Origin of the sequence: Pseudomonas sp. NPDC096917 (genome assembly GCF_044762555.1) — a bacterium.
Classification (GTDB): domain Bacteria; phylum Pseudomonadota; class Gammaproteobacteria; order Pseudomonadales; family Pseudomonadaceae; genus Aquipseudomonas.
Genome location: NZ_JBIWEO010000007.1, coordinates 189345 through 216248, shown reverse-complemented (window position 1 = coordinate 216248; position 26904 = coordinate 189345). Strand labels below are relative to the sequence as shown.

General features: G+C 57.1%; 19 protein-coding genes, 2 tRNA genes and 1 riboswitch. Of the genes, 3 read left to right on the top strand and 18 right to left on the bottom strand.

Annotation, left to right across the window (positions count from 1 at the left end; all coding sequences use genetic code 11):
• Positions 1–55: 55 nt before the first annotated feature.
• The 6 genes from ACIQYF_RS10720 to ltaE all read right to left on the bottom strand — a co-directional run bounded on the left by ACIQYF_RS10720 (position 56) and on the right by ltaE (position 5856).
• Positions 56–132 (bottom strand) — tRNA-Arg (locus ACIQYF_RS10720).
• Between the two features lie 107 nt (positions 133–239).
• Positions 240–330, bottom strand: a tRNA-Ser gene (locus ACIQYF_RS10715).
• 61 nt (positions 331–391) lie between these two features.
• Positions 392–580, bottom strand: coding sequence for a carbon storage regulator CsrA (gene csrA / locus ACIQYF_RS10710; protein ID WP_003175645.1), 189 nt, complete (start codon positions 578–580; stop codon positions 392–394).
• Between the two features lie 187 nt (positions 581–767).
• On the bottom strand, positions 768–2003 hold the full coding sequence (locus ACIQYF_RS10705; RefSeq protein WP_402860669.1) for an aspartate kinase: 1236 nt from the start codon (positions 2001–2003) through the stop codon (positions 768–770).
• Positions 2004–2086: 83 nt separating this feature from the next.
• Positions 2087–4705: an alanine--tRNA ligase gene (gene alaS, locus ACIQYF_RS10700; RefSeq protein ID WP_402860666.1), complete on the bottom strand. Its 2619-nt coding sequence runs from the start codon at positions 4703–4705 to the stop codon at positions 2087–2089.
• 146 nt (positions 4706–4851) lie between these two features.
• On the bottom strand, positions 4852–5856 hold the full coding sequence (ltaE, locus tag ACIQYF_RS10695) for a low-specificity L-threonine aldolase (protein ID WP_402860663.1): 1005 nt from the start codon (positions 5854–5856) through the stop codon (positions 4852–4854).
• Between the two features lie 176 nt (positions 5857–6032).
• Positions 6033–6205: riboswitch (FMN riboswitch) on the top strand.
• Positions 6206–6335: 130 nt separating this feature from the next.
• Here ltaE and ACIQYF_RS10690 point away from each other — a divergent pair.
• Positions 6336–6830, top strand: a complete 495-nt coding sequence (locus tag ACIQYF_RS10690; RefSeq protein WP_402860660.1) for a 6,7-dimethyl-8-ribityllumazine synthase — start codon at positions 6336–6338, stop codon at positions 6828–6830.
• A 141-nt stretch (positions 6831–6971) separates the two neighbouring features.
• Here the strand turns inward: ACIQYF_RS10690 and astE are convergent, their stop codons facing one another.
• From astE to ACIQYF_RS10655, 7 genes are all read right to left on the bottom strand, one after another.
• Entirely contained in the window at positions 6972–7970 is a 999-nt protein-coding gene (gene astE, locus ACIQYF_RS10685) for a succinylglutamate desuccinylase (RefSeq protein WP_402860657.1), read from the bottom strand.
• A 13-nt stretch (positions 7971–7983) separates the two neighbouring features.
• Positions 7984–8277 (bottom strand): topoisomerase II, encoded by a 294-nt coding sequence (locus ACIQYF_RS10680; RefSeq protein WP_402860654.1) that lies wholly within the window; start codon positions 8275–8277, stop codon positions 7984–7986.
• Between the two features lie 55 nt (positions 8278–8332).
• Positions 8333–9679 carry an N-succinylarginine dihydrolase gene (gene astB / locus ACIQYF_RS10675; RefSeq protein WP_402860651.1) on the bottom strand — a complete coding sequence of 449 codons (1347 nt, stop codon included), beginning with the start codon at positions 9677–9679 and terminating at the stop codon, positions 8333–8335.
• A gap of 149 nt (positions 9680–9828) precedes the next feature.
• On the bottom strand, positions 9829–11298 hold the full coding sequence (astD, locus tag ACIQYF_RS10670) for a succinylglutamate-semialdehyde dehydrogenase (RefSeq protein ID WP_402860794.1): 1470 nt from the start codon (positions 11296–11298) through the stop codon (positions 9829–9831).
• Positions 11295–12332, bottom strand: a complete 1038-nt coding sequence (gene astA / locus ACIQYF_RS10665; protein WP_402860649.1) for an arginine N-succinyltransferase — start codon at positions 12330–12332, stop codon at positions 11295–11297. Before astA ends, astD begins: the two co-directional genes overlap by 4 nt.
• Positions 12333–12387: 55 nt before the next feature.
• Positions 12388–13407 carry an arginine/ornithine succinyltransferase subunit alpha gene (aruF, locus tag ACIQYF_RS10660; RefSeq protein ID WP_402860646.1) on the bottom strand — a complete coding sequence of 340 codons (1020 nt, stop codon included), beginning with the start codon at positions 13405–13407 and terminating at the stop codon, positions 12388–12390.
• Positions 13408–13521: 114 nt separating this feature from the next.
• Positions 13522–14739, bottom strand: a complete 1218-nt coding sequence (locus tag ACIQYF_RS10655; protein WP_402860644.1) for an aspartate aminotransferase family protein — start codon at positions 14737–14739, stop codon at positions 13522–13524.
• Between the two features lie 396 nt (positions 14740–15135).
• Here ACIQYF_RS10655 and ACIQYF_RS10650 point away from each other — a divergent pair, with 396 nt between their 5' ends.
• Positions 15136–19305 (top strand): dermonecrotic toxin domain-containing protein, encoded by a 4170-nt coding sequence (locus tag ACIQYF_RS10650; RefSeq protein ID WP_402860641.1) that lies wholly within the window; start codon positions 15136–15138, stop codon positions 19303–19305.
• Between the two features lie 2 nt (positions 19306–19307).
• Here the strand turns inward: ACIQYF_RS10650 and argR are convergent, their stop codons facing one another.
• From argR to ACIQYF_RS10625, 5 genes are all read right to left on the bottom strand, one after another.
• On the bottom strand, positions 19308–20297 hold the full coding sequence (gene argR / locus ACIQYF_RS10645) for a transcriptional regulator ArgR (RefSeq protein WP_402860638.1): 990 nt from the start codon (positions 20295–20297) through the stop codon (positions 19308–19310).
• A gap of 218 nt (positions 20298–20515) precedes the next feature.
• Positions 20516–21280, bottom strand: coding sequence for an ABC transporter ATP-binding protein (locus ACIQYF_RS10640; protein WP_402860635.1), 765 nt, complete (start codon positions 21278–21280; stop codon positions 20516–20518).
• A gap of 54 nt (positions 21281–21334) precedes the next feature.
• A complete protein-coding gene (locus ACIQYF_RS10635) occupies positions 21335–22033 on the bottom strand; it encodes an ABC transporter permease (protein WP_402860632.1) in 699 nt (232 codons plus the stop codon).
• Entirely contained in the window at positions 22030–22719 is a 690-nt protein-coding gene (locus tag ACIQYF_RS10630) for an ABC transporter permease (RefSeq protein ID WP_402860629.1), read from the bottom strand. Before ACIQYF_RS10630 ends, ACIQYF_RS10635 begins: the two co-directional genes overlap by 4 nt.
• A gap of 91 nt (positions 22720–22810) precedes the next feature.
• Complete coding sequence (locus tag ACIQYF_RS10625; protein ID WP_402860626.1) at positions 22811–23596, bottom strand: ABC transporter substrate-binding protein; 786 nt, start codon at positions 23594–23596, stop codon at positions 22811–22813.
• A gap of 612 nt (positions 23597–24208) precedes the next feature.
• Between ACIQYF_RS10625 and ACIQYF_RS10620 the strand changes: the two genes are divergently transcribed.
• Positions 24209–26863 (top strand): LuxR C-terminal-related transcriptional regulator, encoded by a 2655-nt coding sequence (locus tag ACIQYF_RS10620; RefSeq protein ID WP_402860623.1) that lies wholly within the window; start codon positions 24209–24211, stop codon positions 26861–26863.
• Positions 26864–26904 lie beyond the last annotated feature (41 nt).

Sequence of the window (26904 nt, the reverse complement as noted above, 5' to 3'; positions counted from 1 at the left end):
ACCAGACCACCGCTGGTTGAAGCAAAGTTAACTACCGAAGCAACTAACTCTTAAATGGTGCACTCGACAGGATTCGAACCTGTGACCGCTCGGTTCGTAGCCGAGTACTCTATCCAGCTGAGCTACGAGTGCATTTGAAGCTGCGTATTATAGACCGTTGAATCTCTCTGCCAAGTGTTTTTTTCAATAAATTCAACAACTTACTGAAATGGCTAGATTCGAACGTGCTACATGAATAATGGCGGAGAAGGGGGGATTCGAACCCCCGACACCCTTTTGAGATGTACTCCCTTAGCAGGGGAGCGCCTTCGGCCACTCGGCCACCTCTCCGCAACACGGGGCGTATAATAACCAGCCTTTTCCCCGTATGCAACTAAAAACTTAAATAAAATTAAAGACTTGGTTCTTCATCCTTTTCCTTCTTGATCCGCAGGTAGATTTCCTCCCGATGAACAGCCACTTCCTTGGGCGCATTCACACCAATTCGCACTTGGTTTCCTTTGACGCCTAGCACGGTCACAGTAATTTCACCGTCGCCTATGATCAGGCTTTCTGCGCACCGGCGAGTCAGAATCAGCATACGTTTCTCCTCACGCTTTCATTTCAGGAACAACAGTCTGCAAAAAAAAAGGGCTTTGGCCTACTAGCTAATCAGCTAAATCGACCTTGCGCCCTTAGTATTGACCAACATGACAAAAGTTAAAGTTTTCGGTCACACCAATCAAAAAACAAAGGGCGCGGATCAACCGCGCCCTCTGGGCAAAGCTTTACTCACCCTGTCGGGCAGGTGCATCCAATTCAAAAGCGGTGTGCAGGGAACGCACAGCCAGCTCAAGGTACTTCTCTTCAATCACTACCGAGACTTTGATCTCAGAGGTCGAGATCATCAGGATATTGATGTTCTCTTTGGCCAGCGATTCGAACATGCGGCTGGCAACACCCGCATGAGAGCGCATGCCCACGCCGACAATCGACACCTTGGCAATGTTGGTATCGCCGACCACTTCACGCGCACCGATCTCACGCGAGGTATTTTCCAGAACCTGATAAGCAGCCTGGTAGTCGTTGCGGTGTACCGTGAAGGTGAAGTCGGTGGTGTTATCGTGCGCAACGTTCTGCACGATCATGTCGACTTCAATGTTGGCCGCACTGATCGGGCCCAGGATCTTGAACGCCACGCCCGGGGTGTCTGGCACGCCACGGATGGTCAGCTTGGCTTCGTCGCGGTTGAAAGCGATGCCAGAAATGATCGGCTGTTCCATGGATTCCTCTTCATCAATAGTAATGAGGGTACCCGGACCCTCTTTGAAGCTGTGCAATACGCGCAGCGGAACGTTGTACTTGCCTGCGAACTCGACAGCGCGGATCTGCAACACCTTGGAACCCAGGCTGGCCATTTCCAGCATTTCTTCGAAGGTGATCTTTTCCAGACGCTGAGCCTTCGCCACAACCCGTGGGTCAGTGGTGTAGACGCCATCAACATCGGTATAGATCTGGCATTCATCAGCCTTCAAGGCTGCTGCCAGCGCCACGCCGGTCGTGTCCGAGCCGCCACGGCCCAGGGTGGTGATATTGCCGCCTTCATCCACGCCCTGGAAACCTGCAACCACAACCACGCGACCGGCCTTGAGGTCGGCGCGAATCTTCTGGTCATCAATTTTCAGGATGCGGGCTTTGGTGTGCGAACTGTCGGTCAAAATGCGCACCTGGCTGCCGGTGTAGGACACCGCGGGCACGCCGCGCTTGTTCAGCGCCATCGACAGCAGGCCGATCGTCACCTGCTCGCCGGTGGACACAATCACATCCAGTTCACGGGGCAACGGCTGATCGCTGATCTGTTTAGCCAGCTCAATCAAACGATTGGTCTCACCGCTCATCGCAGACAGCACAATCACCAAGTCGTGGCCAGCTTCACGGAACTTCTTAACTTTATCGGCGACCTGCTCGATTCTTTCGACAGTGCCGACCGAGGTGCCTCCGAATTTCTGTACGATCAAAGCCATTTCAAAGCAGCCTCAGCCCATAAAGGGCGCCCATTTATCATTCAAACGACGCGCGGCCACTAGACGACCGCGCGTACTGGACCTCAGATACCCTGTTCGACAAAAGGCACAGTCAGGGCCAACGCAGCGTCCAGAGCCGCAGCGTCAACACCACCGCCTTGCGCCATGTCCGGACGACCACCGCCCTTCCCGCCCACTGCCGCAGCGGCCTGCTTCATCAAATCACCGGCTTTGAGTTGGCCAGTCAGGTCTTTGGTTACGCCTGCAACCAGTACGACCTTATCTTCATGAACACTGCCGAGCAGGATCACCGCGCGGCCGAGCTTGTTCTTCAGCTGATCTACCAACGCCAATAGCGCCTTGCCATCTTGACCGTCCAGGCGAGCGGCCAACACTTTCACGCCGTTTATATCCACTGCCGACGATGACAGATCATCGCCCGCAGCGCTTGCGGCCTTGGCCTGCAATTGCTCCAGTTGTTTTTCCAGCTGGCGGTTACGTTCCAGCACAGCCGACAGCTTGTCGACCAGGTTGTCACGCGAACCCTTGACCAGGCTCGCGGCTTCCTTGAGCTGCTCTTCGGCGGCATTCAAGTAAGCCAGCGCAGCTGCGCCCGTGACCGCTTCAATACGACGAATACCCGACGCCACACCGCCTTCGCTGGTGATTTTCATCAGGCCGATGTCACCGGTGCGCTTGGCGTGGATACCGCCACACAGCTCCACCGAGAAATCGCCGCCCATGCTCAGCACGCGCACGTTATCGCCGTACTTCTCGCCAAACAGCGCCATGGCGCCTTTTTGCTTGGCGGTTTCGATATCGGTTTCTTCGGTCTCGACCGGGGTGTTCTTGCGAATCTCGGTGTTGACGATGTCTTCCAGCGCCTTGATCTGCTCAGGCTTGATGGCTTCGAAGTGGCTGAAGTCGAAGCGCATGCGCTGACTGTCGACCAAAGACCCCTTCTGCTGAACGTGCTCACCCAGCACCTGGCGCAAGGCAGCGTGCAGCAAGTGAGTCGCCGAGTGATTCAGCGAGGTGGCATGACGCACATCGCCATCTACCTGAGCCTGAACGGTTTCACCGACTTTGAGGCCACCCGCAGCCACCACACCGTGGTGCAGGAACGCACCGCCGGTTTTGGTGGTGTCGCGCACGTCAAAGCGCGCTGCGCCAGCTTGCAGGTAACCGCAATCACCGACCTGACCACCCGATTCTGCATAGAAAGGCGTCTGGTCAAGAACGACCACACCCTCGTCACCTTCATTCAGGGTCGCAACGGACTGGCCTTCTTTATAGAGGGCAATCACTTTGGCCGAGCTGTGGGTCGCGTTGTAGCCGACGAACTCGGTTGGCACGTCAACTTTAACCAGCGTGTTGTAGTCCAGGCCGAATGAGCTGGCCGAACGTGCGCGCACACGCTGAGCTTCCATCTCGCGCTCGAAACCTTCTTCGTCCACGGTCAGGTTGCGCTCGCGGGCGATGTCGGCGGTCAGGTCCATCGGAAAACCGTACGTGTCATACAGTTTGAACACGACGTCGCCCGGCACCACAGTGCCTTTGAGATCAGCAAGATCCTGTTCGAGGATTTTCAGGCCCTGCTCCAGGGTCTTGGAGAACTGCTCTTCTTCGGCCTTGAGTACACGCTCAATGTTGGCTTGCTCGCGCACCAGTTCCGGGAAGCTCGCGCCCATCTCGGCCACCAGCGCCGCGACGATCTTATAGAAGAAGTTACCGGTAGCGCCCAGCTTGTTGCCGTGACGGCAGGCGCGACGAATGATGCGGCGCAGCACATAGCCACGGCCTTCGTTGGAAGGCAATACGCCATCAGCAATCAGGAAGCTGCACGAACGAATGTGGTCAGCCACGACTTTGAGCGATGCCTGGCCTTCGTTATTGCAGCCAATGGCTTGGGCGGCGGCGGCCAACAGGCTCTGGAACAGGTCGATGTCGTAGTTGGAGTTAACGTGCTGCATCACCGCACTGATCCGCTCCAGGCCCATGCCGGTGTCTACCGAGGGCGCTGGCAACGGATGCAACACGCCATCGGCGGTGCGGTTGAACTGCATGAATACGTTGTTCCAGATTTCGATGTAACGGTCACCGTCCTCATCTGGCGAACCCGGCGGGCCGCCCCAGATGTCCGGACCGTGATCATAGAAAATCTCGGTGCACGGGCCGCACGGGCCGGTATCACCCATGGTCCAGAAGTTGTCCGACGCGTACGGAGCACCTTTGTTGTCGCCAATGCGGATCATGCGTTCGGCAGGCACGCCCACTTGTTGGGTCCAGATGTCATAGGCTTCGTCATCGCTGGCGTAAACCGTGACCCAGAGTTTGTCTTTGGGCAGCTTCAAAACGCCGGTCAGGAAGGTCCAGGCGAAGTTGATCGCGTCTTTCTTGAAATAATCGCCAAAGCTGAAGTTGCCGAGCATTTCAAAGAAGGTGTGGTGACGAGCGGTGTAACCGACGTTTTCCAGGTCGCTGTTCTTACCACCGGCTCGCACGCACTTCTGGCTGCTGGTCGCTCGAGTGTAAGCACGTTTTTCTTGGCCCAGGAAGCAGTCCTTGAACTGGTTCATCCCCGCGTTAGTGAACAGCAGGGTCGGGTCGTTATTCGGGACCAAGGAGCTGGAAGGGACACGGGTGTGACCTTGCTCCTCGAAGAAGCGAAGGAAGGCTTCACGGATTTCTGCGCTTTTCATAGGTTCTTCCACGGAGGCTGCGGCCAGAGGCAAGTAAATCACGTCAATCGACAGTGCGACTCGCAAAGGGCCGCATTATATCGGCCCTTCGCCTCGGGTACAGCGTGTTTATACGATAGCGACAAGCAATTGGACGGATTGCCAGCTTATTGATGGGAAAAGGCGCTGAAAACCTCGATGGTTTGCTCGATCTGGCTGCGACTGACGTCCATGTGAGTCACCAGACGCAAGCGCGGTGCAGCACTGATCTTGATCCCGCGCTCTTGTGCAAAGTGTTTGAGCGCCTCAGCCTCGCCGTTGACCTGCGCATATACCATGTTGGTCTGCACCGGCTCAACCTCATAGCCTGCAGCACGCAGGCCTTCAGCCAGTAACTGGGCATTGGCATGGTCATCGGCCAGACGCTCGACCTGGTTGTCTAGCGCGTACAGGCCTGCCGCTGCCAGTTGCCCCGCCTGACGCATGCCGCCACCGAGCATTTTGCGCAAGCGCCGGGCCTTGCCGATCAGGTCCGCGGTGCCGCACAGCACCGAGCCCACGGGAGCACCCAGGCCTTTGGACAGGCACACCGAGACCGAGTCGAAATGCCGAGTAATGTCGCCTGCATCGACCCCCAGGTTGACCGCCGCGTTGTACAGCCGGGCACCATCAAGGTGCAACGCCAGACCATGTTCGCGGGTCAGTCGACTGGCGGCGGCCAGGTACTCCGGTGGCAAAACCTTGCCCTGCATGGTGTTTTCCAACGCCAGCAAGCGGGTGCGGGCAAAGTGAAAGTCGTCAGGCTTGATCGCGGCAGCGACCTGTTGCAGATCCAGACTGCCATCGGCCTGCACGTCCAGCGGCTGCGGCTGAATAGACCCCAGCACCGCCGCCCCGCCGCCTTCGTACATATAGGTGTGCGCCTTCTGCCCGACGATGTATTCATCGCCGCGTGCGCAATGCGCCATCAACGCCAGCAGATTGCTCATGGTGCCGGTGGGCACAAACAGCGCCTTGGTAAAGCCCAGACGCAAGGCCATCTCGGACTCCAGCTTGTTCACCGAAGGATCTTCACCATAGACATCGTCCCCCAATGCAGCACTCGCCATGGCCTCACGCATTCCGGCACTGGGTTGGGTCACGGTGTCACTGCGCAGATCAATAACCGTCATGTAAAAATCCTCAGCCATGTGAGATGAGCACCTCGGGATACTCATCGGAAATTTCCCTGTCGGACAAGAATACCCGCATACAGGCATCGGAAAAAACGATGGCTATTAGCAAAAAGCAGCGATGCATCTTTGAAACATATGTGATACAAAATGCCCGCCACCCGAAAAACGGGTGGTAACGTTCTCAGGGCGGGGTGCAACTCCCCACCGGCGGTAATTGCGCGCAATGCGTATAGCCCGCGAGCGCTTGGCACCGACAACAGCGTCTAGCTGAAAGAAGTGGCAAGGTCAGCAGACTCGGTGTGATTCCGAGGCCGACGGTCATAGTCCGGATGAAGAGAGAACGGGATTGGCGCCAAAGGGCCGTCAACCAGGCAGGTATGTACCGTCGCGTGATCACGGTATCCAGCCTCTGGGGCGCACCCTTAAATCCCATTCAATTCATATGCCCTGTTTTTCACACAAACAGGAGTCAGAACATGCAACCCACCACCATTCACCACAACGAACGCGTAGCTTTTATCCAGGCCAGCTGGCACAAAGAGATCGTCGATCAGAGCCGTAAAGGGTTTCTGGCCGAAATGCTGGTGCAGGGCTATCAGGAAAGTGACATCGACTTTTTTGAAGTGGGCGGTGCCTTTGAAATCCCGCTGCACGCCAAACTGCTGGCCAAAACAGGGCGTTATGCCGGTATCGTCGGCGCCGCACTGGTCGTCGATGGCGGCATCTATCGCCATGATTTCGTGGCCCAGTCGGTCGTTAGCGGCCTGATGCAAGTGCAACTGGAAACCGAAGTCCCGGTATTCTCGGTCAGCCTCACACCGCACCACTTCCACGCGGGCGAAGAGCATCAGAAGTTCTTCTTTGATCACTTCGTGCACAAAGGTCAGGAAGCAGCGAAAACATGCGTTGATACCTTGCAGAAAATCCGCGCTATCAAGCGCCTGGATACCCAGCAAAAACGCGCGATGTAATTAGCCCGCAAAACAAAACAGGCCCTTTTAAGGGCCTGTTTTAGGTTGGGCACATAACGTGAAGCCGCTGGTGCAGGCTGCAACAAGCCCCTAAGGGCCTTCGTTTACAGCTCAAAGACAGGGCCGCTGCGCAGGCAGCGCCTACAGGGTTGCAGGCTCGATGATGATCCCCGCACGCAGGCCATTCTTGACCTTGGGGTTCGGGAAGATGATTCGAGCGCCCTCCTCTTCGATAATCCAGCGGGTTTTCGGCGTGTCCTGCGCCAGCAGGTACCCCTTGGACAACTCGTAAAAGTTCTCGACATCAACCGGCAAGTGCAGCAGGAACGCATCGCTGTGCTTGATCACTTCACGTGCCACCTTAAACAGCTGCAAACCTTCCAGAGAAGCGTCTTCCAGTGGCGGCTCGGTGCCTTCAATGATTTGCTTTAGGCGCAATTCCAGACGTTCGACGTTCACCCCGGCGTTTTCCCCAAACGGCCGGGCCTTGCCCAGCTCAAGGGTAAAGGCCTCGGCACCCAACCGATCGTAGGTGAAGGCACTGAACACAATGGAAGGCTTGTTCTGCAACAACACCGCTTCCATCCCGGCAGCGCGCAGGCGTGCAAGCTCCAAGCGGGAGTGCTCACGCCCTTCTTTATAGGGATACAAGGCGAACTGCTCGATTTTCGAACCACGAATGGCCGTGTGCAGGTCGTAATGTAAGCGGGTGCGCTCAGGCTTATTGAAAAACGTCTCCGCCAGACGCTCAAGTTCACAAGCGCGCAAGGCTTCTGGCCCGCTGCTGCTTTCGTGGCGGCCATTGAACAGGCGGTTGAGGTCTTCTTCGACAAACCGTTTGCCGGAGCGCATGGCGCCGGGGTTGCCAAATAGAAACAGAATTCGGGCTCGCGGCTTTACGTCGCCACGAGCAATGGCGTTCAACAGGCGATCCAACAACTCGATCGGCGCAGTCTCGTTACCGTGGATGCCAGCCGACAGCAGCACATCCATGCCGCTGTCGTGCGCCTCGGGAGGACGCACCTCGAGTGCGCCCTCAGCCAGCCAGCGCATCCGCACGCCGTCGACAGTCAGTTGAGTTTTCTCGGCCGGCTCACGTCCGGCCAAGGTCAGTTCAAGCAGTTTGCCGAGAGCGAGCATAGAGCTTCCTTAATCAGTGATTACAGTCTGGGCCGTGTACGTGACCGTTTTCGCCATCTTCGTCACTCAAGTCAGCCGGCTCCATTTCCAGCTGCAGACTAACAAGGTTAGTCGCCAATGGACGCAGCAGAAGGTTGGCATATTCAGCATCGCCTTCTTCCACGTCAACACCGATCAACAACTGGCCACGGCCGTCTTGCTGAATCCACAGCTCTTTGCCCTGCCACAGGATTGCGACGCGGGTGCAGGAAGTTTCCAGTTGCGTGCCATCAGTGTCTTCAAGGATCAGCTGCAGGGAATCGCTCATAATTTCGCTCTCATTGGAAAGTCAGGTGGCGCGCCTAAAAGAGTCGGCGCGCACATCAATTGATCTGAAACGGGTAAACCGAGCCCAGTTTAAGGATTTGCGTCAGTTCATCCAGTGCCGTCCGGCATTCAAGCAACAACTGTGGGTCTGCCAGGTCGCTTTCGCGCAAGGCATCGCGGTAGTGCTTGTTCACCCAGCCGGTCAACGTGTCGTACAACGGGGCGGTCATGATAACCCCCGGATTGACCGCCGCCAGCTCAGTTTCGTTGAGCGCGACGCGCAGTCGCAGGCACGCCGGGCCACCGCCGTTCTGCATGCTCTGCTTAAGATCAAAGACCTTCACCTCACGAATCGGACCGCCTGCGCTGGTCAGGCCTTGCAGGTACTGCCAGACACGCGGGTTCGCGCGGCACTCTTCGGGCACGATCAGCAGCATCGAACCATCGGCACGGCTGAGCAACTGACTGTTGAACAGGTAAGAACGCACGGCATCGTCTACGGCCACCTGGTCACGCGGCACGCTGATGGACTGGAACTGCGCCCCACGTGCCGCCAGCTTGCGGCGCAACTCGTCGAGCATGGCTTCAGTATTCAGAAACGCATCCTGGTGATGGAACAACAATTCACCGTTACCGACCGCGATCACGTCGTTATGAAACACGCCCTGGTCAATTACCGACGGGTTTTGCTGGGCGAACACCACGCCCTCCTCGCTTAGGCCGTGCAGCCGTGCGACGGCTTGCGAGGCTTCAAGGGTCTGGCGAGCCGGGTACTTTTGCGGTGCCGGGTAACGGCTGTCGAACGCGCTGCGCCCGTACACAAAAAACTCAACCCCGGCCTCGCCATAGTCACGGCAAAAACGCGTGTGGTTGGCCGCGCCTTCGTCACCGAACTGGGCTACGGCAGGCAATGCCGCGTGGTGCGCAAAGTGTTGCTGATCGGCAAACATCGCCGCCAGCACACGGCTGGTGGTCGGGTGCTCGATGCTGCGGTGGAATTTACAGTTGAGGTTGGCGGCAGTGAAATGCACACGACCATCCGCGGTGTCGGCACTAGGGCTGACCGTGGCCGCGTTGGCCACCCACATGCTGGAGGCCGAGCAACTGGCAACCAGTAATGGCATGGCGTCTTTGGCAGCGCGCTCAATCACTTGCGCGTCGGTACCGCCAAAGCCCAGGCTGCGCAATGCGCCGACGTCCGGACGTTCTTGCGGAGCCAACACGCCCTGGACAAACCCCATGTCCATCAGCGCTTTCATTTTTTCCAGGCCTTGCAGCGCCGCTTCCTTGGGGTTGGAAGCCTGCTGGCTGTTGCTCTGGGACGCGACATTGCCAAACGACAAACCGCCGTAGTTATGGGTCGGCCCCACTAGACCGTCAAAATTGACTTCAAAGGATTTCATCGGTGAGGCTCCGGAAAACGGTGGTTATAGACATGACTCAAAATTCTGTAGCGGCTGCCAAAGGCTGCGATAAGGCCCCTCGCTTTTTATTTAAAAGCAGGGCCGCTTCGCACCCCATCGCAGTTTCGGCGGCGGCTACAAGGTCCGCATCAGGACAAGCGCACGCCCGGGGTCAGCGCCGCTGGTAATGCCAGGGTCGGGGTTTCCAGCGATGCCACCGGGTACGCGCAATAATCGGCCGCGTAATAGGCACTGGCGCGATGGTTGCCCGACGCCCCAACGCCCCCAAACGGCGCGCTGCTGGCTGCACCCGTCAGTTGCTTGTTCCAGTTCACAATACCCGCCCGGCTTTGCAGCCAGAATTGCTGGTAACGCGCCTCGGAGTCCGACAGCAAGCCCGCCGCCAAACCAAATGCGGTGTTGTTGGCCTCGGCAATCGCCGCGTCAAAGTCGGCGTAGCGAATCACCTGCAACAACGGCCCGAACAGTTCTTCGTCAGAGCGTTCGCTCACGGCGGTCACATCAATAATGCCGGGGGTCAACAACGCAGCTGTCGCATTCGGCTGGGTCATTCTCAGCAGTACCTGGGCACCGTTCTCGATCAGCAGCGTCTGCGCGGCCAGCAAATCACGCGCGGCCGAAAGGGAAATCACCGCCCCCATGAATGGCGCTGGCTGCTGATCAAACGCGCCGACGACGATGTCTTTACTGACCGCAACCAAACGCTCAAGCAGGCTGTCGCCCCAGGCGCCTTGCGGCACCAGCAAACGGCGAGCACACGTGCAACGCTGCCCGGCCGAGATAAAGGCCGACTGAATAATCGTGTAAACCGCAGCCTCCAGATCGGCCACCTGATCGACCACCAGCGGGTTGTTACCCCCCATTTCCAGCGCCAGAATCTTGTCCGGACGACCGGCGAACTGCTGATGCAGGCTATTGCCCGTGCGGCTCGACCCAGTGAAGAACAAGCCATCGATGCCCGCGTGCGCCGCCAGCGCCACACCGGTCTTGCGTGCACCTTGCAACAGGTTCAACACGCCGGCCGGCAGACCGGCTTCAATCCAGCACTTGACCGTCAGCTCAGCAACCTTTGGGGTCAGCTCGCTCGGTTTGAACACCACGCTATTACCCGCCAGCAAGGCCGGGACAATATGCCCGTTAGGTAAATGGCCAGGGAAGTTGTACGGGCCGAACACCGCAACCACGCCATGCGGCTTGTGGCGCAGGACAGCGGTGGCATCGCCCAGCGGACCGCTTTTTTCACCGGTGCGCTCGCGATAGCTTTGTACCGAGATGGCCACCTTGTTGATCATGCTGGTGACTTCGGTGGCCGACTCCCACAGCGGCTTGCCGGTTTCTTCACCGATGCAATGCGCCAGCTCATCGGCGTGGGTTTTCAGGCTCGCAGCGAAGGCTTCGAGCACCGTCAAGCGCTCCTCGAAAGAGCGCTTGGCCCAGGCTGGAAACGCCTGACGCGCGGCCTTGACCGCCTCGAAAACCTGTTCGGCATTGGCCGCGTTGCCGGTCCACAGCACCTGTTGGGTCACCGGATTCAACGATTCAATGGCTTCGCCCTGACCGTTCTGCCAGGCGCCTGCGATGTACAACGTGCTCATTATTTGGACTCCCGTGGGGCAACTGGCTGCGCGGACAACGGTACGGCGCGCACTTGATCGCCTGCACTCAGTTGCAGGCGTCTGGCGGTCAGTTTATCGACCACCAGGGTGCCGGCAGCCCAGCGCGCCGGGGCGGCAGTGATGCGGCAATCTTCGCGTTTGCGGTTATGAATCAGATAAGGCGTCGCGTCGTCGCCCGGCGTGCCAATGGCCAGCACCAGCGTTTCACTGTCACGCACGGCGCGAATCTTGGTGGTTTCGCATTCCACAGCCGGGCCAGCATCGAAAATATCGACGTAGCCCTGGTAGCTGAAACCTTCGCTTTTAAGCATGTTCAAGGCGGGCTCGGTGTGGGTATGCACCTTGCCGATCACCGCGCGAGCATCTTCGGACAAGAAGCAGGTATACACCGGAAATTTGGGCATCAGCTCAGCGATAAAGGCTTTGTTGCCCACGCCAGTCAGGTAATCAGCCTGGCTGAATTCCATTTTGAAGAAGTGCCGACCCAGGCTTTCCCAGAACGGCGAGCGGCCACTTTCATCCGACATGCCGCGCATCTCAGCAATGATCTTGTTGCCAAACAACTCGGGAAACTCAGCGATAAACAGCATCCGCGCCTTGGCCAGCATGCGGCCATTGAGGCCGTTACGGTAATCGGCACTGAGAAACAACGAGCACAGCTCAGAGTTGCCCGTCAGGTCGTTGGCCAAAAACAGGGTTGGAATTTCACGGTAGATCTTCAGCTCCTGGGAGGCGCTGACGGTCAAGCCAACCCGGAAGTTGTACCACGGCTCACGCAGGCCGACTGCGCCCGCAATGGCTGAAATGCCGACAACTTTACCGTCGTCATTTTCGAGCACAAACAGGTAGTCCGCATCGCCGCGCTCGGCTTCGCCACGGAAGGTTTTTTCAGCCCAGGTGACTCGGTGCAACAAGCGCTGCTCGTTGGCCGGCAAGGTGGTCAGGCCAGTGCCCGTGCTGCGGGCCAGTTCTATCAGGGCCGGTAAATCGCTATTGCGTACAGGACGAACGATCATGCTATCTCCTTAAACAGGGCGCGCTGGCGAACCCCGTGAAACTCGCTCAAACGCGTTAAACCGCAACCACTCGTACGCTGGCACCTTCGCCAACGCCCAGTGCTTCGGCCGCTTCCAGATCCAGCGTGACCGGCTTGCCCGGCGCCCAATCGAGCTCCAGCAATACGGCGCGGTAGTCCTGCAACTGGGCATTTGCCACCAGGTACTGGCGACCGCCGCCTTTGCTCAGTTCACCGATCTTGACCGGGACTACGCGACTTTGAGCGATCGAACGAATGCCCGAAACCCGCGCATGCAAGGTAGGGCCGCCGTCGAAAATGTCGATGTAATGATCAGTTTCAAAACCTTCACGCATCAGAATGTCGAAAGTGATTTGCGCGCGCGGGTGCACCTGCCCCATGGCCTCTTGAGCAGTATCGGGCAGCAACGGTACGTAAATCGGGTAATGCGGCATCAGTTCGGCGAGAAACGTACGGCTTTTCAGCCCGCACAAACGTTCGGCGGCGGCGTAGTTCAAGTCGAAGAAGTTGCGGCCAATGGCGTCCCAGAACGGCGAGTCGCCATTTTCATCGCTGTAACCGACGATCTCGGTCACGACCGAATCAGCAAAGCGCTCCGGGTGATTGGCCACAAACAGCAGACGACCACGGGAGTTGAGCTCGGACCAGGCCGTGCCGACCAGACCCGGAACTACGTAGAAACTGGTCAGCAGGCTGTTGCCGGTCAGGTCATGACACTGCGACAGCACGTGAATCTTGTTGTGGATCTTCAGCTCGCGCGAGGCGTGAACGAAGGTCTCGTTACGGAAGCTGTAAAACGGCTCGGAGTAACCGGCCGATGCCACGATGGCCGAACAGCCCACCAGCTTGCCGGTGGCCGTGTCTTCAAGAACAAAAAAGTAGCTTTCTTCACCGTTAAAGCTGACCTCGGCTGCAAACGAAGCTTCGGACGCCGCGATCTTGTCGCGCAGGCGTCCGGCGTCGTCCGGCAGTGAAGTGACACCAATCGGGCTGTCCGCAGCCAGACGCTGTACCTCGTCCAGGTCAGCCATTTGCGCGGGGCGCATCACCAGCATGGTGTCACTCCTTAATTCAGAAAATAAAAATGGGGGCCCTGCAGGCGCTCGCTCCATGACCTTTTCAAAGATCAAAAGATCGCGAGGCGAGCCCCTACAGGGGTGCGGTGTGGATCAAGCGGTCAGGTTTTTCACTGCGCGTTCGAAACGATCGAGGCCTTCGGTGATGTCTGCTTCTTCAATCACCAGGCTTGGCGCGAAACGCACCACGTCCGGACCTGCTTGCAGGATCATCAGGTTTTCTTTTTCTGCAGCGTTGAAGACGTCTTTGGCACGGCCTTTCCAGGCATCGCTCAAGACACAGCCGATCAACAGACCCAAGCCACGCACTTGCGTGAACAGGCCATAGTGCTGACCGATCTGCTCAAGGCGGGCTTTAAACAGCTCGTGCCTGACTTTAACGCCGCTCAACACCTCTGGCGTGTTGATCACGTCGATCACTGCGTTGCCCACCGCACACGCCAGCGGGTTACCGCCGTAAGTGGTGCCGTGCGTGCCAACCACCAGGTGTTTGGCCAACGCATCAGTGGTCAACATGGCAGCAATCGGGAAACCGCCGCCCAGGCTCTTGGCGCTGGTCAGGATGTCCGGGGTCACGCCGTAATGCATGTAGGCAAACAGCTCGCCAGTACGGCCCATGCCGGTTTGCACTTCGTCAAACACCAGCAGCGCATTGTGCTGATCGCACAATTGGCGAGCGCCTTGCAGGTAAGCCTGCTCAGCAGGCAGAACCCCGCCTTCGCCTTGAATCGGCTCCAGCACCACAGCACACGTCTTGTCCGAAATCGCCGCTTTCAGCGCGTCGAGGTCGTTGAACGGAATGTGCGTGATGCCGGTGATTTTTGGACCAAAGCCGTCGGAGTACTTCGACTGCCCGCCCACGTTGACGGTGAACAGCGTACGACCGTGGAAGCTGTTGAGGGCCGCGATGATTTCGTATTTCTCATCACCGAAACGGTCGAACGCCACGCGACGGGCCAGCTTGAAAGCGGCCTCGTTGGCTTCGGCGCCCGAGTTACAGAAGAACACACGCTCGGCGAAGGTTGCATCCACCAGCTTTTTCGCCAGGCGCAGCGCAGGCTCGTTGGTGAAGACGTTGGACACATGCCACAGGTTATTGGCCTGCTCGGTCAGCGCGCCAACCAGCGCCGGATGGGCGTGACCCAACACGTTAACCGCAATGCCGCCTGCGAAGTCGATGAGTTCACGCCCCGACTGATCCCACACTCGGGAACCGGCGCCACGCACAGGAATGAAAGCAGCAGGTGCGTAGTTCGGAACCATGACCTGATCGAAATCGGCGCGTTGCACCGGGGCTTGCTCAACGGACATCGGAGTCTCCTGATGAGAAACGCCTGCCTAGACTGGCAGGCGATAAGGGATTGTAAGGACACATGCACGAGACGCCTTGTCGCCAAGCGACAACTTCTTATAGCGCTCAACCACGTTTTCCCAAGGCTTTCGGCAATGCGACATATTGCGTCACAAAGGCGCAGTTTAAACGCTGAGCCTGGCAAACGGCAGCGCGATAACAGGTTGATTTATAGCGTGCCTGGCAGGCCGGTCCTACACCTGCAGATTAACGCTTGAGCGGGCGCTATTTATTTATTTGACCGCCGCACATTTACGATACGTCTGCGGCCCCTTCGAGCAGGTATTTGCGCTTTTTAAAACCGACATCGCGGACGATCTTAATCGCTCTAATTCATTGATTAATGAGCCGCTTTCATGAACAACGCCGAACTTGAAGATCTGCCCGCACAGCCACCCGCCAACGAAAACATGCGCCACAGTGAGGCTTTTTTTCTGGCGCATCACGCCCAGATCACCCGCTCGCTACCCCAGTGGCTGACACAGGCGCCGATCCACAAACAACAAGCACTGAAGAGTCTGCGGCCCAGCCCGGCGCACTGGCCCAAAGGGCTTTCGACCTCACAGCAAACCGCCCTTGATCAAGCGCACATAAACAGCTGGAAAGCCCATCAGGACGCCGAACAGGAACTTGAACACCTCAAGGATGTTTACGCCTTCGCCGAGCCTTTGCTCAAACAAGCATTGGTTGAGCACTTTCAGGTGGATTCAGCGCTCGATCTAAAAAACACCTTCATCAACCTTTACATCCCCCTGACAACGCCCTTGCTAGGCCGCAAAACCGGGGCATTTAAAAACTGGCGCGTGTCCATGCTGGATGCCGCCCTGCATAACTTCGAGGCTTTTGAAGCCCAGGCAGACGCTCACTCAGCTGACTCCGGATTCATTTCTCGCCCCAGCCCGAGCGGGCAATACCAGGCCATGGATGCTCTGACCCGACAACTGCCGGTCCCGGACTTCATCAAACTGTGCCGCCAGCTGGATATTGGCAAACTGTACAAGGCTCATCTGGACAGCGAACTGGTCCTCTGCGCGCCCCCCAAAGCACTGCGCATCAAAACAGCGGTGCGCCAGCACTTGAGAACGGCGCTCAACGCGGCGTCGCACCATGCGCTCGCACACCAACAGATCACACAAAGCATCCATGATGCGCTTTGCGATCCGGCCCAGGCGCCAGGCTGGACGAACCCGAACCCATCGACGCTTTATCCTCACAGCATGACGCTACTGGGTAGCCCGCTGACTGGCGTGCTGGTTTTTTCCACGAAAACGGCGCCTTCCTCATTGCACGGCGAGGTCATCGCCTACCTCCCGGATGACCCGCAACACCCTCTTAAGCGTCACGTTTCAATGACCGCCTTCGTCGAGCACCTGGCCATAAAATTACGTGAAGACAGCTACCAGCAATACTTCAGTCGCTTTGTTGATCACAAGGAACTGGGGCCGTTTTTGACCACCCTTAGAAGCAAACTTTTTTATACCCTGACCGACCCGGCACAGGTGCCTGAAGGAGAAGGACGGCCTGAGGACTTCCCTCTCGATATTCGTTCAAGCCCCGTTGCGCACCCTGCTCTGAGTTTCACGCTGCTCAATATCTCTCAGGACTACAGCGAATACCTTTTCAACCAAAAACGACGAAAGCTGCTGGCAGACGCCCCCTTGCTGGCTGTCAGTACCGACACTGAAGATCAGAAAACACGCCATGACCGCCAACAACGCCTGAAAAAAATCGGCGAGTGGGCCGTCAACTCGATTGAGTTTGTGGGCGCTTTCTTCATCCCGGGGCTCGGTGAGTTGATGATGCTGCAAATGGCGTATCAGGTCCTTGATGACACCTATGAGGGCATCAGGGACTGGACTCAGGGTAAAACCATTGAGGCCTGGGACCATCTGTTCAACGTGTTGTCCAGTGTCACCCAGATTGCAACCCTGACCATTGGCGGCAAAATAATCTCTGACGCGCTGAAGCCCGCCTCCTCTTTCGTCGCGGGTTTAAAACCCGTCACACGCCCCACGGGTGAAAAACGCCTCTGGGATCCGGACCTTACGCCTTACCAACATCCGACAGCCCTGCCCCCCGGCACGCCCGTCAACGACCTCGGGTTGATGCAGCATGAAGACGCCCAGTTTCTGACCCTCGAAAAAAGCACTTACCGCGTCGAACAAGAACCCCAAACCCTGCGCTACCGCATCAAGCATCCCTACCAAGCACGGGCCTATTCGCCACGCTTGCGGCACAACGGTTCAGGTGCCTGGACAGCCGAAACCGAGCAACCGCTCAACTGGGATGATCTGACACTTTTTAAACGCTTGAACCGAACCGCGGCCTCTTTTTCTGACCTCAACGCCTCACGTATTTTGACCATCACACAGACCGACACCGATGTGCTGCGCAGCCTGCATGCCGATGCGCTGCACACGCCAGGCTTACTGGCCGACAGTATCCAACGCTTCCAGATTGATGAAGACCTGCAGCGTTTCATCGAGCACATGCAAAGCCGCGACCCTTTGGTTCAGCAACTGGCAGACCCTCAAACCCAGTTGCAACTGCTGACCCGTGACGAGGCATGGAGCTCGTCGAAAAGCTTGCGGGTTGTCAATGACCGCGGTGAAACCGTGGCGAATTACCCTTCAGCCTCCTCTACAGCCGATCGCATTGAAATCACAGAGCAACAGGTGCGAGAGGGCCAATTGCTGAACACCATCCTCAAGGCACTCACGGAAAAAGACATTAAACACCTGCTCGGCATTAGCCCTGCGATGGCCGACCCGCTGCCTAACCCCACCGAACAAATAAACCTGCTCTGTAACCGACTGGCGCGCCAGGCACAGAGCAAACGCACCGACTTGTTCACATCACGTTATGCATCGCTGCAAAGCAGAGGCAATGCCGAGGTCAAACTGCTGCAGACAACCTATCCGGACCTGCCGACACTGGCAGCGCAAGAACTGATCTGGAATGCCCATGGCGACGAAATCCTGCAATTGCTCAATGAGCGAACCCTCCCCACACGTTTGCAGGAACTCGCGCTCCAACAGGTCCACGAAGCACGGGTCAATCGCGCCTTTGAAGGCCTGTTTCTCGACTCCGTGCACTCTGCAGACAGCGAGTGGCTCATTCTGAAAACGATTGAATCGCTCCCTGGCTGGTCAGACAACGTGCGCCTGGAAATTCGCGACGCCGACTTTGAAGGGCCACTGCTCAATAGCCTTGGGGACGAACATGCCCCGATACGAAAAGTGCTGATCAAATCACAAAACCGCTACAGCGCTCGGGATGCGCTGGATCAAGAGCTGCATGGTCCAGACGATCTGTATGCCGCTTTACTGCACGCCCTGCCGGACGCAGAGCGTCATCAACTGGGATTTCCCAATACCAAACAAGGCAACGCCTTGAAAAACGCAGTACGCCAGCAGCCTCTGTTGCAACGTCAACTTGTCAGCGCACACATGGAACCACCGCGCACTGCGCTGGACCTAAACCCTGAAGCCCGCCCGCGACTTAAAGCCACTGCTTATCCCTTATTAGGCGCCGACGCCCCGGGGCGGGTACCGAGCGCACTTGAGCAGCGCGTTCATGAGCTTTACCCCAGCCTGAATCAGCTCGAGCGGCTAAGAGTCATGCGTACCCTGCCCTCAGACCCGGCTCAAGCAAATCAAACCTTGACCGAATTGGGACAATCGCTGCAAACACTGCGTGATGATCTGGAAGTATGGACAGTCGACGCACCGGCCGTTAACCAGCGAACAGGCGATTTAATTGCGCCTATTGCCAGAATGGCGATTGTTCAAGACCGGCGCGCATTCAGCCGAGAACTCGAAAGATGCTGGCGCAGACAAACTGCGTTCGACAATCACTACGCCGACGCTGATCGAGATGGTTTTGAGCTGACGTTTACACGAACGATATTAGACAACATGCCTACCATTAACGCCGACTTCAGCCACGTGACTTACCTGTCTTTGAGAGGAACAGGCCCCGTCACTGGCGTTAGCGAATTCTTGCAGCATTTTCCACAATTACGCGTGTTGAAACTTCAAGGTTTTGCGCTTGATACACTGCCAGAGTCGCTGTTTTCAATGCAGCACATAACCGAGTTGTATCTCGAAGACAGCAACATCACGCTCTCTCCCACAAGCACCCAAGCCTTAGCGGGACTGGAAAATCTGGAACACATCGATCTTGATAACAACCCGCTCAACATCACGCCCGACTTCAGCAACATGCAAAACCTGAATTCCGTGTACTTGAGCAACACTGAACTCAGCGAGTTCCCAACCTCGCTGCTGGGGCTGCCCGATATTGAAACGATTGATCTAAGTGACAATCTCATCATCAATCTGCCGTCCGAACTCTTCGAGGCTCCTGCCTATATCACCGAAGCGCTCGACCTGGCAGGCAACCCCCTGTCCGAAGAGGCAGTGAGCCAGGTACACCGCTATTTCAGCCAGACCGGCATCGACATGAATGTTGCGTTCGACGGCCTGCCCCCCATCGATGTCAATATCGTTGAGCTTGATGAGTAGCTTCAGCCTCGCTCAGACGGCACCGAAGACAATTCAAACGGGCTGCTGCTACGACGCTGGTTGCGATCTTCACGCGGCGTTGCGCCAAAGAAGTTGCGGTACGCACTGGAGAAATGCGGCCCCGAGGAGAAACCGCACGACAGGCCGATCTGGATGATCGACTTGCTGGTTTGCATCAGCATTTGCCGGGCCTTGTTCAAACGCAGTTCAAGGTAATACTGGCTCGGCACACGATTGAGGTACTGCTTGAAAATCCGTTCCAACTGACGACGCGACACGCACACATGCTGGGCAATTTCGTCAGTGGTCAGCGGCTCTTCGATGTTGGCCTCCATCAACAGCACGGCTTGAGTCAGCTTGGGGTGGCTTGAGCCGAGGCGGTTTTGCAGCGGTATACGCTGACGCTCACCGCCTTCGCGAATCCGCTCGACGACCAACTCTTCGGACACCGCACCCGCCAGCTCGGCACCGTGATCGCGGGCCAACAGCGCCAGCAGCAAATCCAGTACCGACAGCCCGCCGCACGCGCTCAGACGATCACGGTCCCAGTCAAACAGATGGCTTGTCGCAATCACCTTGGGGAAACGCTCGGCAAAATCATCCTGCCAGCGCCAGTGAACCGCCGCCCGATAACCATCCAGCAAACCCAACTGCGCCAAGGGATACACGCCGGCAGACAGCCCGCCTATCACGCAACCGGCACGCACCAATTGCTTGAGCGCACTGCTTAGCGCAGGGGCTATCGAGGCTGGAGGCTCATCGGCCACCAGGAACAGTTTCTGACAACCTTCGAGCTTTCCGGCCCACGGCTCGCCCGGCAATTGCCAGCCGCCGGCGGCGGTGTCGGTCTGCGCTTCGGCGCACAAAAACACCAATTCATAGGTCACTTCCGGATGCACCCGCTGGGCGACCCGCAAGGCCTCCTCAGCCAGCGCCAGCGTCAACGCTTTCGTGCTGGGCCAAATCAGGAAACCTATTCGTTGGGCAGTCATGGCATGCAATCCAAAGCAAAACAGTGTTAATGCCGAAGGTGGCAACAACCAAGCTAGATCAGCCACCACAGAGCGGGCAAGCATGCACTAAGTTGGTGCAAAAAAGCAGTCTTACATCGCAATATTGTTCACTTAAGCGCTGCCCACAACTACTGCAGGAGCGAGCTTGCTCGCGATCTTTTGATCTTTTGAAGCTCGCTCCTGCAGGGTCTGCGTTATTACTTTAGGCTGCCCGACAAGAACTGCTGCAAGCGTTCGCACTGTGGATTGACCAGCACTTCACGCGGGTTGCCGCTTTCCTCAACAATGCCTTTGTGCAGGAATACCAGTTGGTTTGACACTTCGCGCGCAAAGCCCATCTCGTGCGTCACCACCACCATGGTCCGACCTTCGAGGGCGAGGTCTTGCATCACCTTCAACACGTCGCCAACCAACTCCGGGTCAAGGGCCGAGGTCGGCTCGTCAAACAGCATGACCTCCGGCTCCATCGCCAGCGCACGGGCAATGGCCACACGCTGCTGCTCACCCCCGGACATATGCCCCGGATAAGCCTCTTTGCGATGTGACACGCCGACCTTGTTCAGGTAGTGCTCGGCTTTTTCCCGCGCCTGGGCCTTGCTCATGCCCAGTACATGCACGGGCGCTTCCATGATGTTTTCCAGCGCGGTCATGTGCGACCACAGATTGAAATGCTGGAACACCATCGACAGGCGCGAACGCATGCGCTGCAACTGTTTAGGGTCTGCGGCGACCAGCGCGCCGTCTTTTTTCGCGACCAGCTTCAGCTCTTCATTGTTGAGCAGGATCTTGCCGGCATGCGGCTGCTCAAGCAGGTTGATGCAACGCAAAAAGGTACTTTTGCCTGAACCGCTGGAACCGATGATGCTGATCACATCACCTGCCTTTGCTGCCAGAGATACGCCTTTGAGCACCTCATGACTGCCATAGCGCTTATGCAGGTCTTGGACTTCAAGTTTGTACATGCTGTCGGTTCTCACAAAAACAGTGGGTCAGACGTTGAGCGTACAGCTCAACTCTCAGGCCTTGCGCGGGGCCATATAGCCCAGCCAGCGGCGTTCAGCCAATTTGAACAGGCGCACCAGAATGAAGGTCAGGCACAGGTAGAACACGCCCGCGGTGATATAGGCTTCAAACGGCAAGTAGTACTGCGCATTGACAGTGCGCGCGGCCCCGGTGATGTCGATCAAGGTCACGATGGACGCCAGACTCGTGGTCTGCAGCATCATGATCACTTCGTTGCTGTACTGCGGCAGCGCCCGGCGCAGGGCCGACGGCAGCAAAATACGGCGATACATTTTGCTTCGGGACATGCCCATGGCCTTGGCCGCTTCGATCTCGCCATGGGGCGTGGCCTTGAGGCTGCCCGCGATGATCTCGGCGGTGTAGGCACTGGTATTGATCGCAAAAGCCAGGCACGCACAAAACGTTGCACTGGACAACAAAGGCCATAGGAAGCTTTCACGCACAGTGTCGAACTGAGCCAGGCCGTAGTAGATCAAGAACAGTTGCACCAGCATCGGTGTACCGCGAATCACGTAGGTGTACAGCCACGCCGGGAAGTTGACCCACGCCAGCTTGGAGACCCGCATCAAACCCAGCGGCAAGGCGACCAGCAAGCCAAAGAACAGCGAAATACCCAGCAGCTTGAGCGTTTCAATCAGACCACTCAGGTACAGCGGCATGCTGTCCCAAATAACGTTGTAGTCAAAGATCATAGATCAGCCGCCTTTACGCCTACCGAGTAGCGCTTTTCAAGTTGTCGCAATGCCAACAGCGAAACACTGGTCAACACCAGGTACAGCGCTGCCACAGCCAGGAAGAAGGTAAAAGGTTCGCGGGTCGCGTCAGCTGCCTGCTTGGCCTTAAACATCATGTCTTGCAAGCCGACCACCGAAATCAGGGCCGTGGCCTTGGTCAATACCAACCAGTTATTGGTAAAGCCCGGAATCGCCAGACGGATCATCTGCGGGACCAACACCCGAAAGAACACCTGAAAACTGCTCATGCCATACGCCATACCGGCTTCAGCCTGACCTTTGGGAATCGCCATGAAGGCTCCGCGAAAGGTCTCGGACAGGTAGGCGCCAAAGATAAAGCCCAAGGTGAAAATACCGGCCAGCAATGGATTGAGGTCGATGTAATCGTCGTAGCCCAGCATCGGCGCGACATTGTTCAGCAAATTCTGCCCGCCGTAGAAAATCAGCAGGATCAGTACCAAATCGGGAATCCCGCGGATGACGGTTGAATACAGATCGCCGAGCCAGGCCAGCCAGCGCACTGGCGACAGGCGCAATGAAACACCAATCAGACCTAGAACAATGGCCAGGGCCATGGACGACAAGGCGAGCTGAAGCGTCAGCCAAGCGCCATCGAGGATGACAGCCCCGTAGCCTTTCAACATGATTCCGGCCCTCAAAAATTAGGATGAAAAAATGGCGCAAACTTCAGAGATCCTGTTGCTTGCGCCATTTCGGATTGACTGCTGCGACGATTTACTTAGGGTCTGCGCCGTAAATATCGAAGTCGAAGTATTTATCCTGGATTTGCTTGTATTTACCGTTGGCACGGATCGCCGCGATCGCTGCGTTGATCTGGTCCAGATGTTCCTTGTCGCCTTTACGTACAGCGATACCGATGCCGTCACCAAAGTACTTGGCGTCAGTGAACTGCGGGCCTACAAATGCGTAGCCTTTGCCCTGCGGGGTTTTCAGGAAACCGTCTTGCAGCAGGGTGGCGTCAGCAACCGTGCCATCCAGACGACCGGCTTCGACGTCAAGGTAGATTTCGTTCTGCGAGCTGTAAGGCACAACAGTGGCGCCTTTGGGAGCCAGCACTTCCTTGGCGAAACGATCGTGGATCGAACCGCGTTGCACACCGATCTTCTTGCCTTTGAGCTCATCAAGAGAGTCGGAAACTGTTGTCCCTTCCTTCATCACCAGGCGCGCTGGAGTGAGGTAGTAACGCGTGGTGAAGTCGACCGATTTCTTGCGATCGTCGGTAATCGACATCGAAGACAGGATCGCGTCGATCTTGCGCACTTTAAGGGCTGGGATCAGGCCGTCGAATTCTTGCTCGACCCAAACGCACTTGACCTGCATCTGCTCACACAGAGCGTTACCGATGTCGTAGTCAAAGCCCACAATGCTGCCGTCCGGCGCCTTGGAGGCAAACGGAGGGTATGCGGCTTCAATGCCAATTTTCAGCGGCTTTGCGTCAGCAAAAGCCTGCAAGGACAGCACGGAAAGTGCCAGGGCGCCAAGAAGCACGAGTTTCTTCATCTTAGGACTCCATCGGTAAAGGGCAATAAAGGCAGAGTGAGCGCGAGCCCAATATGCGGAGGTTAAACCGGGAATGCGGCGCCACGTCCTACTGGCGTTGCACTGAGAGCAGCGCAACTACGACGAGCGAGTGACCGGCATTCTAACGACAGGCTTCAAGCCGTAATTTCTTCAATGCGACAACAAATTACAGATGCACCGAGAAAGGCGACTCCAAGCATTGACAGCCCTTCAAATTCATGCAAGAGCAAAAGACATAGAACCTGTATGAGTTGCAAATAGCGGGCCTATTATTCGCAAACCCTTCTATTCCGGCAAGTGTAGCGTTTCATCTTATTTTTAAAGCCCTGCGCAAGGGCTCTAAAACAGTGCTTTAGGTGTCACAAAGCCCCGTTTTTGTGCGCACGGTTACACATGAGGTAACACCTTTAGCGACAACACAAAGCCTTCGGCAACCCTGCCTCCCGGAATTTCAGGAGCCTGTTCTTGTGTAGTAAAAATCCAACCACTTTCTAGAAGAGCCCCTACACACAAATCAGAAGCCACTGACTAGGAGTAACACGCTTAACTCTGCAACCTCTTGAAATACTGGTTTGAGAGCGGTCCAGCCCCATGAATCACACCCCAGCAGATCACTCGCCTAGCACATGGTGCTGGATCGGAAAAATCACACCGCCAAAAACTCTACTGACAACGCAAATACGCGAGGCGCTGCTGGCGTCTCTTCACGCGCAAGGCCAAATTCCCCTGTTGCTGGTGGTGGCACCCGCCGGATATGGCAAGACGGTCCTGCTCATGCAATGGCGTGAAGCACTGCTCAAAAAAACACCAAAGGCCAAAATTGCCTGGCTATCGCTGGACGAGGCTGATGGAGAACCCAATCGCTTTCTGGCCTATTTGATCCTGGCCCTGGAACACAGCGGGGTGAAAATGGGGCACTTATCCCGACTGGCCGAAACACAATCACTGGACGCCCAGCCCCAACGCACGCTTTGCGCTCTGGTCCACGCCCTTGAGCAGGCGGAGCATCCTGTCACCGTGCTGCTTGACGACTACCACGCGGTGGCGAATCACAAAGTCACTAGCATCCTGCAAACCCTCATTGAACAAGCTGCGCCATGGCTGCACCTGATTGTGGCCAGCCGCACCCGCCCCGCCTGGCCACTGGGCAATTGGCGGGCGAAGGGCTGGATGCATGAAGTGTCAGCACGCCAGCTGAGCCTTTCACTGGACGAAACCCGCAGCATTTTGGGGCCCCTAGTCGCGCCTGAAGATGTGCTGCAACTGCAGCAAACCACTGAAGGCTGGGCCGTGGCGGTCCAACTGGCGCGCCTGTGGCTGAGCAGCCGCGACGCCAGCCTGTACGGGCTAACCGGATTCGGCGGGGGCGTGATTGAAGTCGCAGAGTATTTAGCCGAGCAAATCCTCACAAGCCTATCGACGGAGTGCCAAGATTTTTTGCTCGAAACCTCATTGCTGGAACGCTTTAATGCCGAACTGGCCGACGCTGTCCGTAACCGTACCGACAGCGCACAGTTGCTCATGCACCTGCGCCCTCTCGACGCCCTACTCGTCCCATTGGACGCGGAACGTCAGTGGTTTCGCTATCACGGCTTGCTGCGCGACTTCCTGAGCCCCAAGGTCAACACCTGCCGGGCCCAGCACATCCATCGGGCTGCTGCTCAATGGCTGGCACACGCAACAGACTGGGTACAAGCTGTCGCGCATGCCTTACGGGCCCAAGACACCCCGCTTGCAATCAGTCTGGTGGTTCGGGCTGGCGGCTGGGCGCTGGTTCTGCGCCACGGAATTCGTTACGCACAAAGCCTGGTGCAACAGTTTGATCTGCAAACACGGCACACCGCGCCAGACCTTTTGCTATTACAAGCTTATCTGCACGCCAAATTAGGCAATCACGCGCTCTGTACCCAACTGCTGTGCCTTGCACAGAACTATGTTCAGGGTGAGCCGCGGCTGCTGCGCGACTTCCAGCTCATTCGAACCCTGTCCAATGCCTATCTGGACCACTTTGAGCAGGCGAATGAAGTACCACAGCGCCCCTGGACAGGTGCTCCTGATGAAATGCTCCTGCAAGCGACGCTGGAGTGTGTCGACACCCTGGCCTTACTGATCCGTGGCGACATTAAAGGGGCGCTTTTAAGCATTCGCGCAGCGAAGATCAAAATGCGCTTGGTGGCCAGCCCTCGCGGTGAAATTTACTGCAGCATTCATGAGTCACAGGCGTTGGCGCTGTCTGGGGATGTAAGGGCATCTGAGCAGTTGATCGACGAGGCGCTGACATGCGTACTCCGACAATTTGGCGGCGAAAGCTCGCTGAAGGCGCTGACCGGGTGTTTGAAGGCTCAACATTGTTACTGGCAAGGCAACTGGTCGCAGGTGACCCCGTGGCTAGAGAACGGCTGGGCATCACTGGAACATGCCGATGGCTGGCTGGAGATAGTGGCAAACACTGCCGAAGTGACCTGGCGTACGACATTGCGCGCCAAGGGTATGCAGCCCGCGCTGCTTGAGCTGGAACACGTTAAATTGCACGCCACGGCACGCAATTGGAAACGCCTGCATCTCCTGGTAAAGGCTTGGAGGGTCGATGTATTGGTGCAATGCGGGCTATTGGTCCAGGCACGCAAAGAAGCTGCACAGGCTGAACTCGACACCATGGCCACCCCCCTTGATGATTGGCGTACTCAGTTGGCCATCACCCTGGCCATGGCCAGACTTGAAATTGCGACAGGCGCAGCCCTTGTCGCCCTTAACCGGCTACAACGTGAGGGGCATCTGCTACGAGGCAAAGGCTTGCTGCTGCTTGGCTGGCGGCTGGATCTGATGGCCTTGGCGGCGACCTGCAGGTCCCAGATCGAGATAAGCCCGCAAGAGATCACGCGCATTTTGGCCTCGATCGCCCAAGAGGTGCTTCCCGGATTGCTCATGGAGGTTGGGCCCTGGCTGCTGCCTGCCCTGGAACGTACCCAGAATGCCTGTCCGTTCATTCCCAAGCTCATCAGTCGCCTGCGAGGCTGGCGAGCGCATCCGGTACGGCCAAAAATACCGTTGAGTGCCAAGGAAACCCAAGTACTCAGCCTGCTTGCCCACGGCCAGCCGAACAAAATCATCGCGCAAGGGCTGAGCCTTTCCGAGAACACCGTCAAGTTTCACCTTAAAAACATCTACACCAAACTCGGCGTAGACAGTCGTACCGCGGCGATCCACGCGGCCTTGCATCAAGGTTTGCTAAACCTCGATCACTGAAGAATCCCCCTACCCATGCGGGTAAGTCAGCTGCGTAAAAC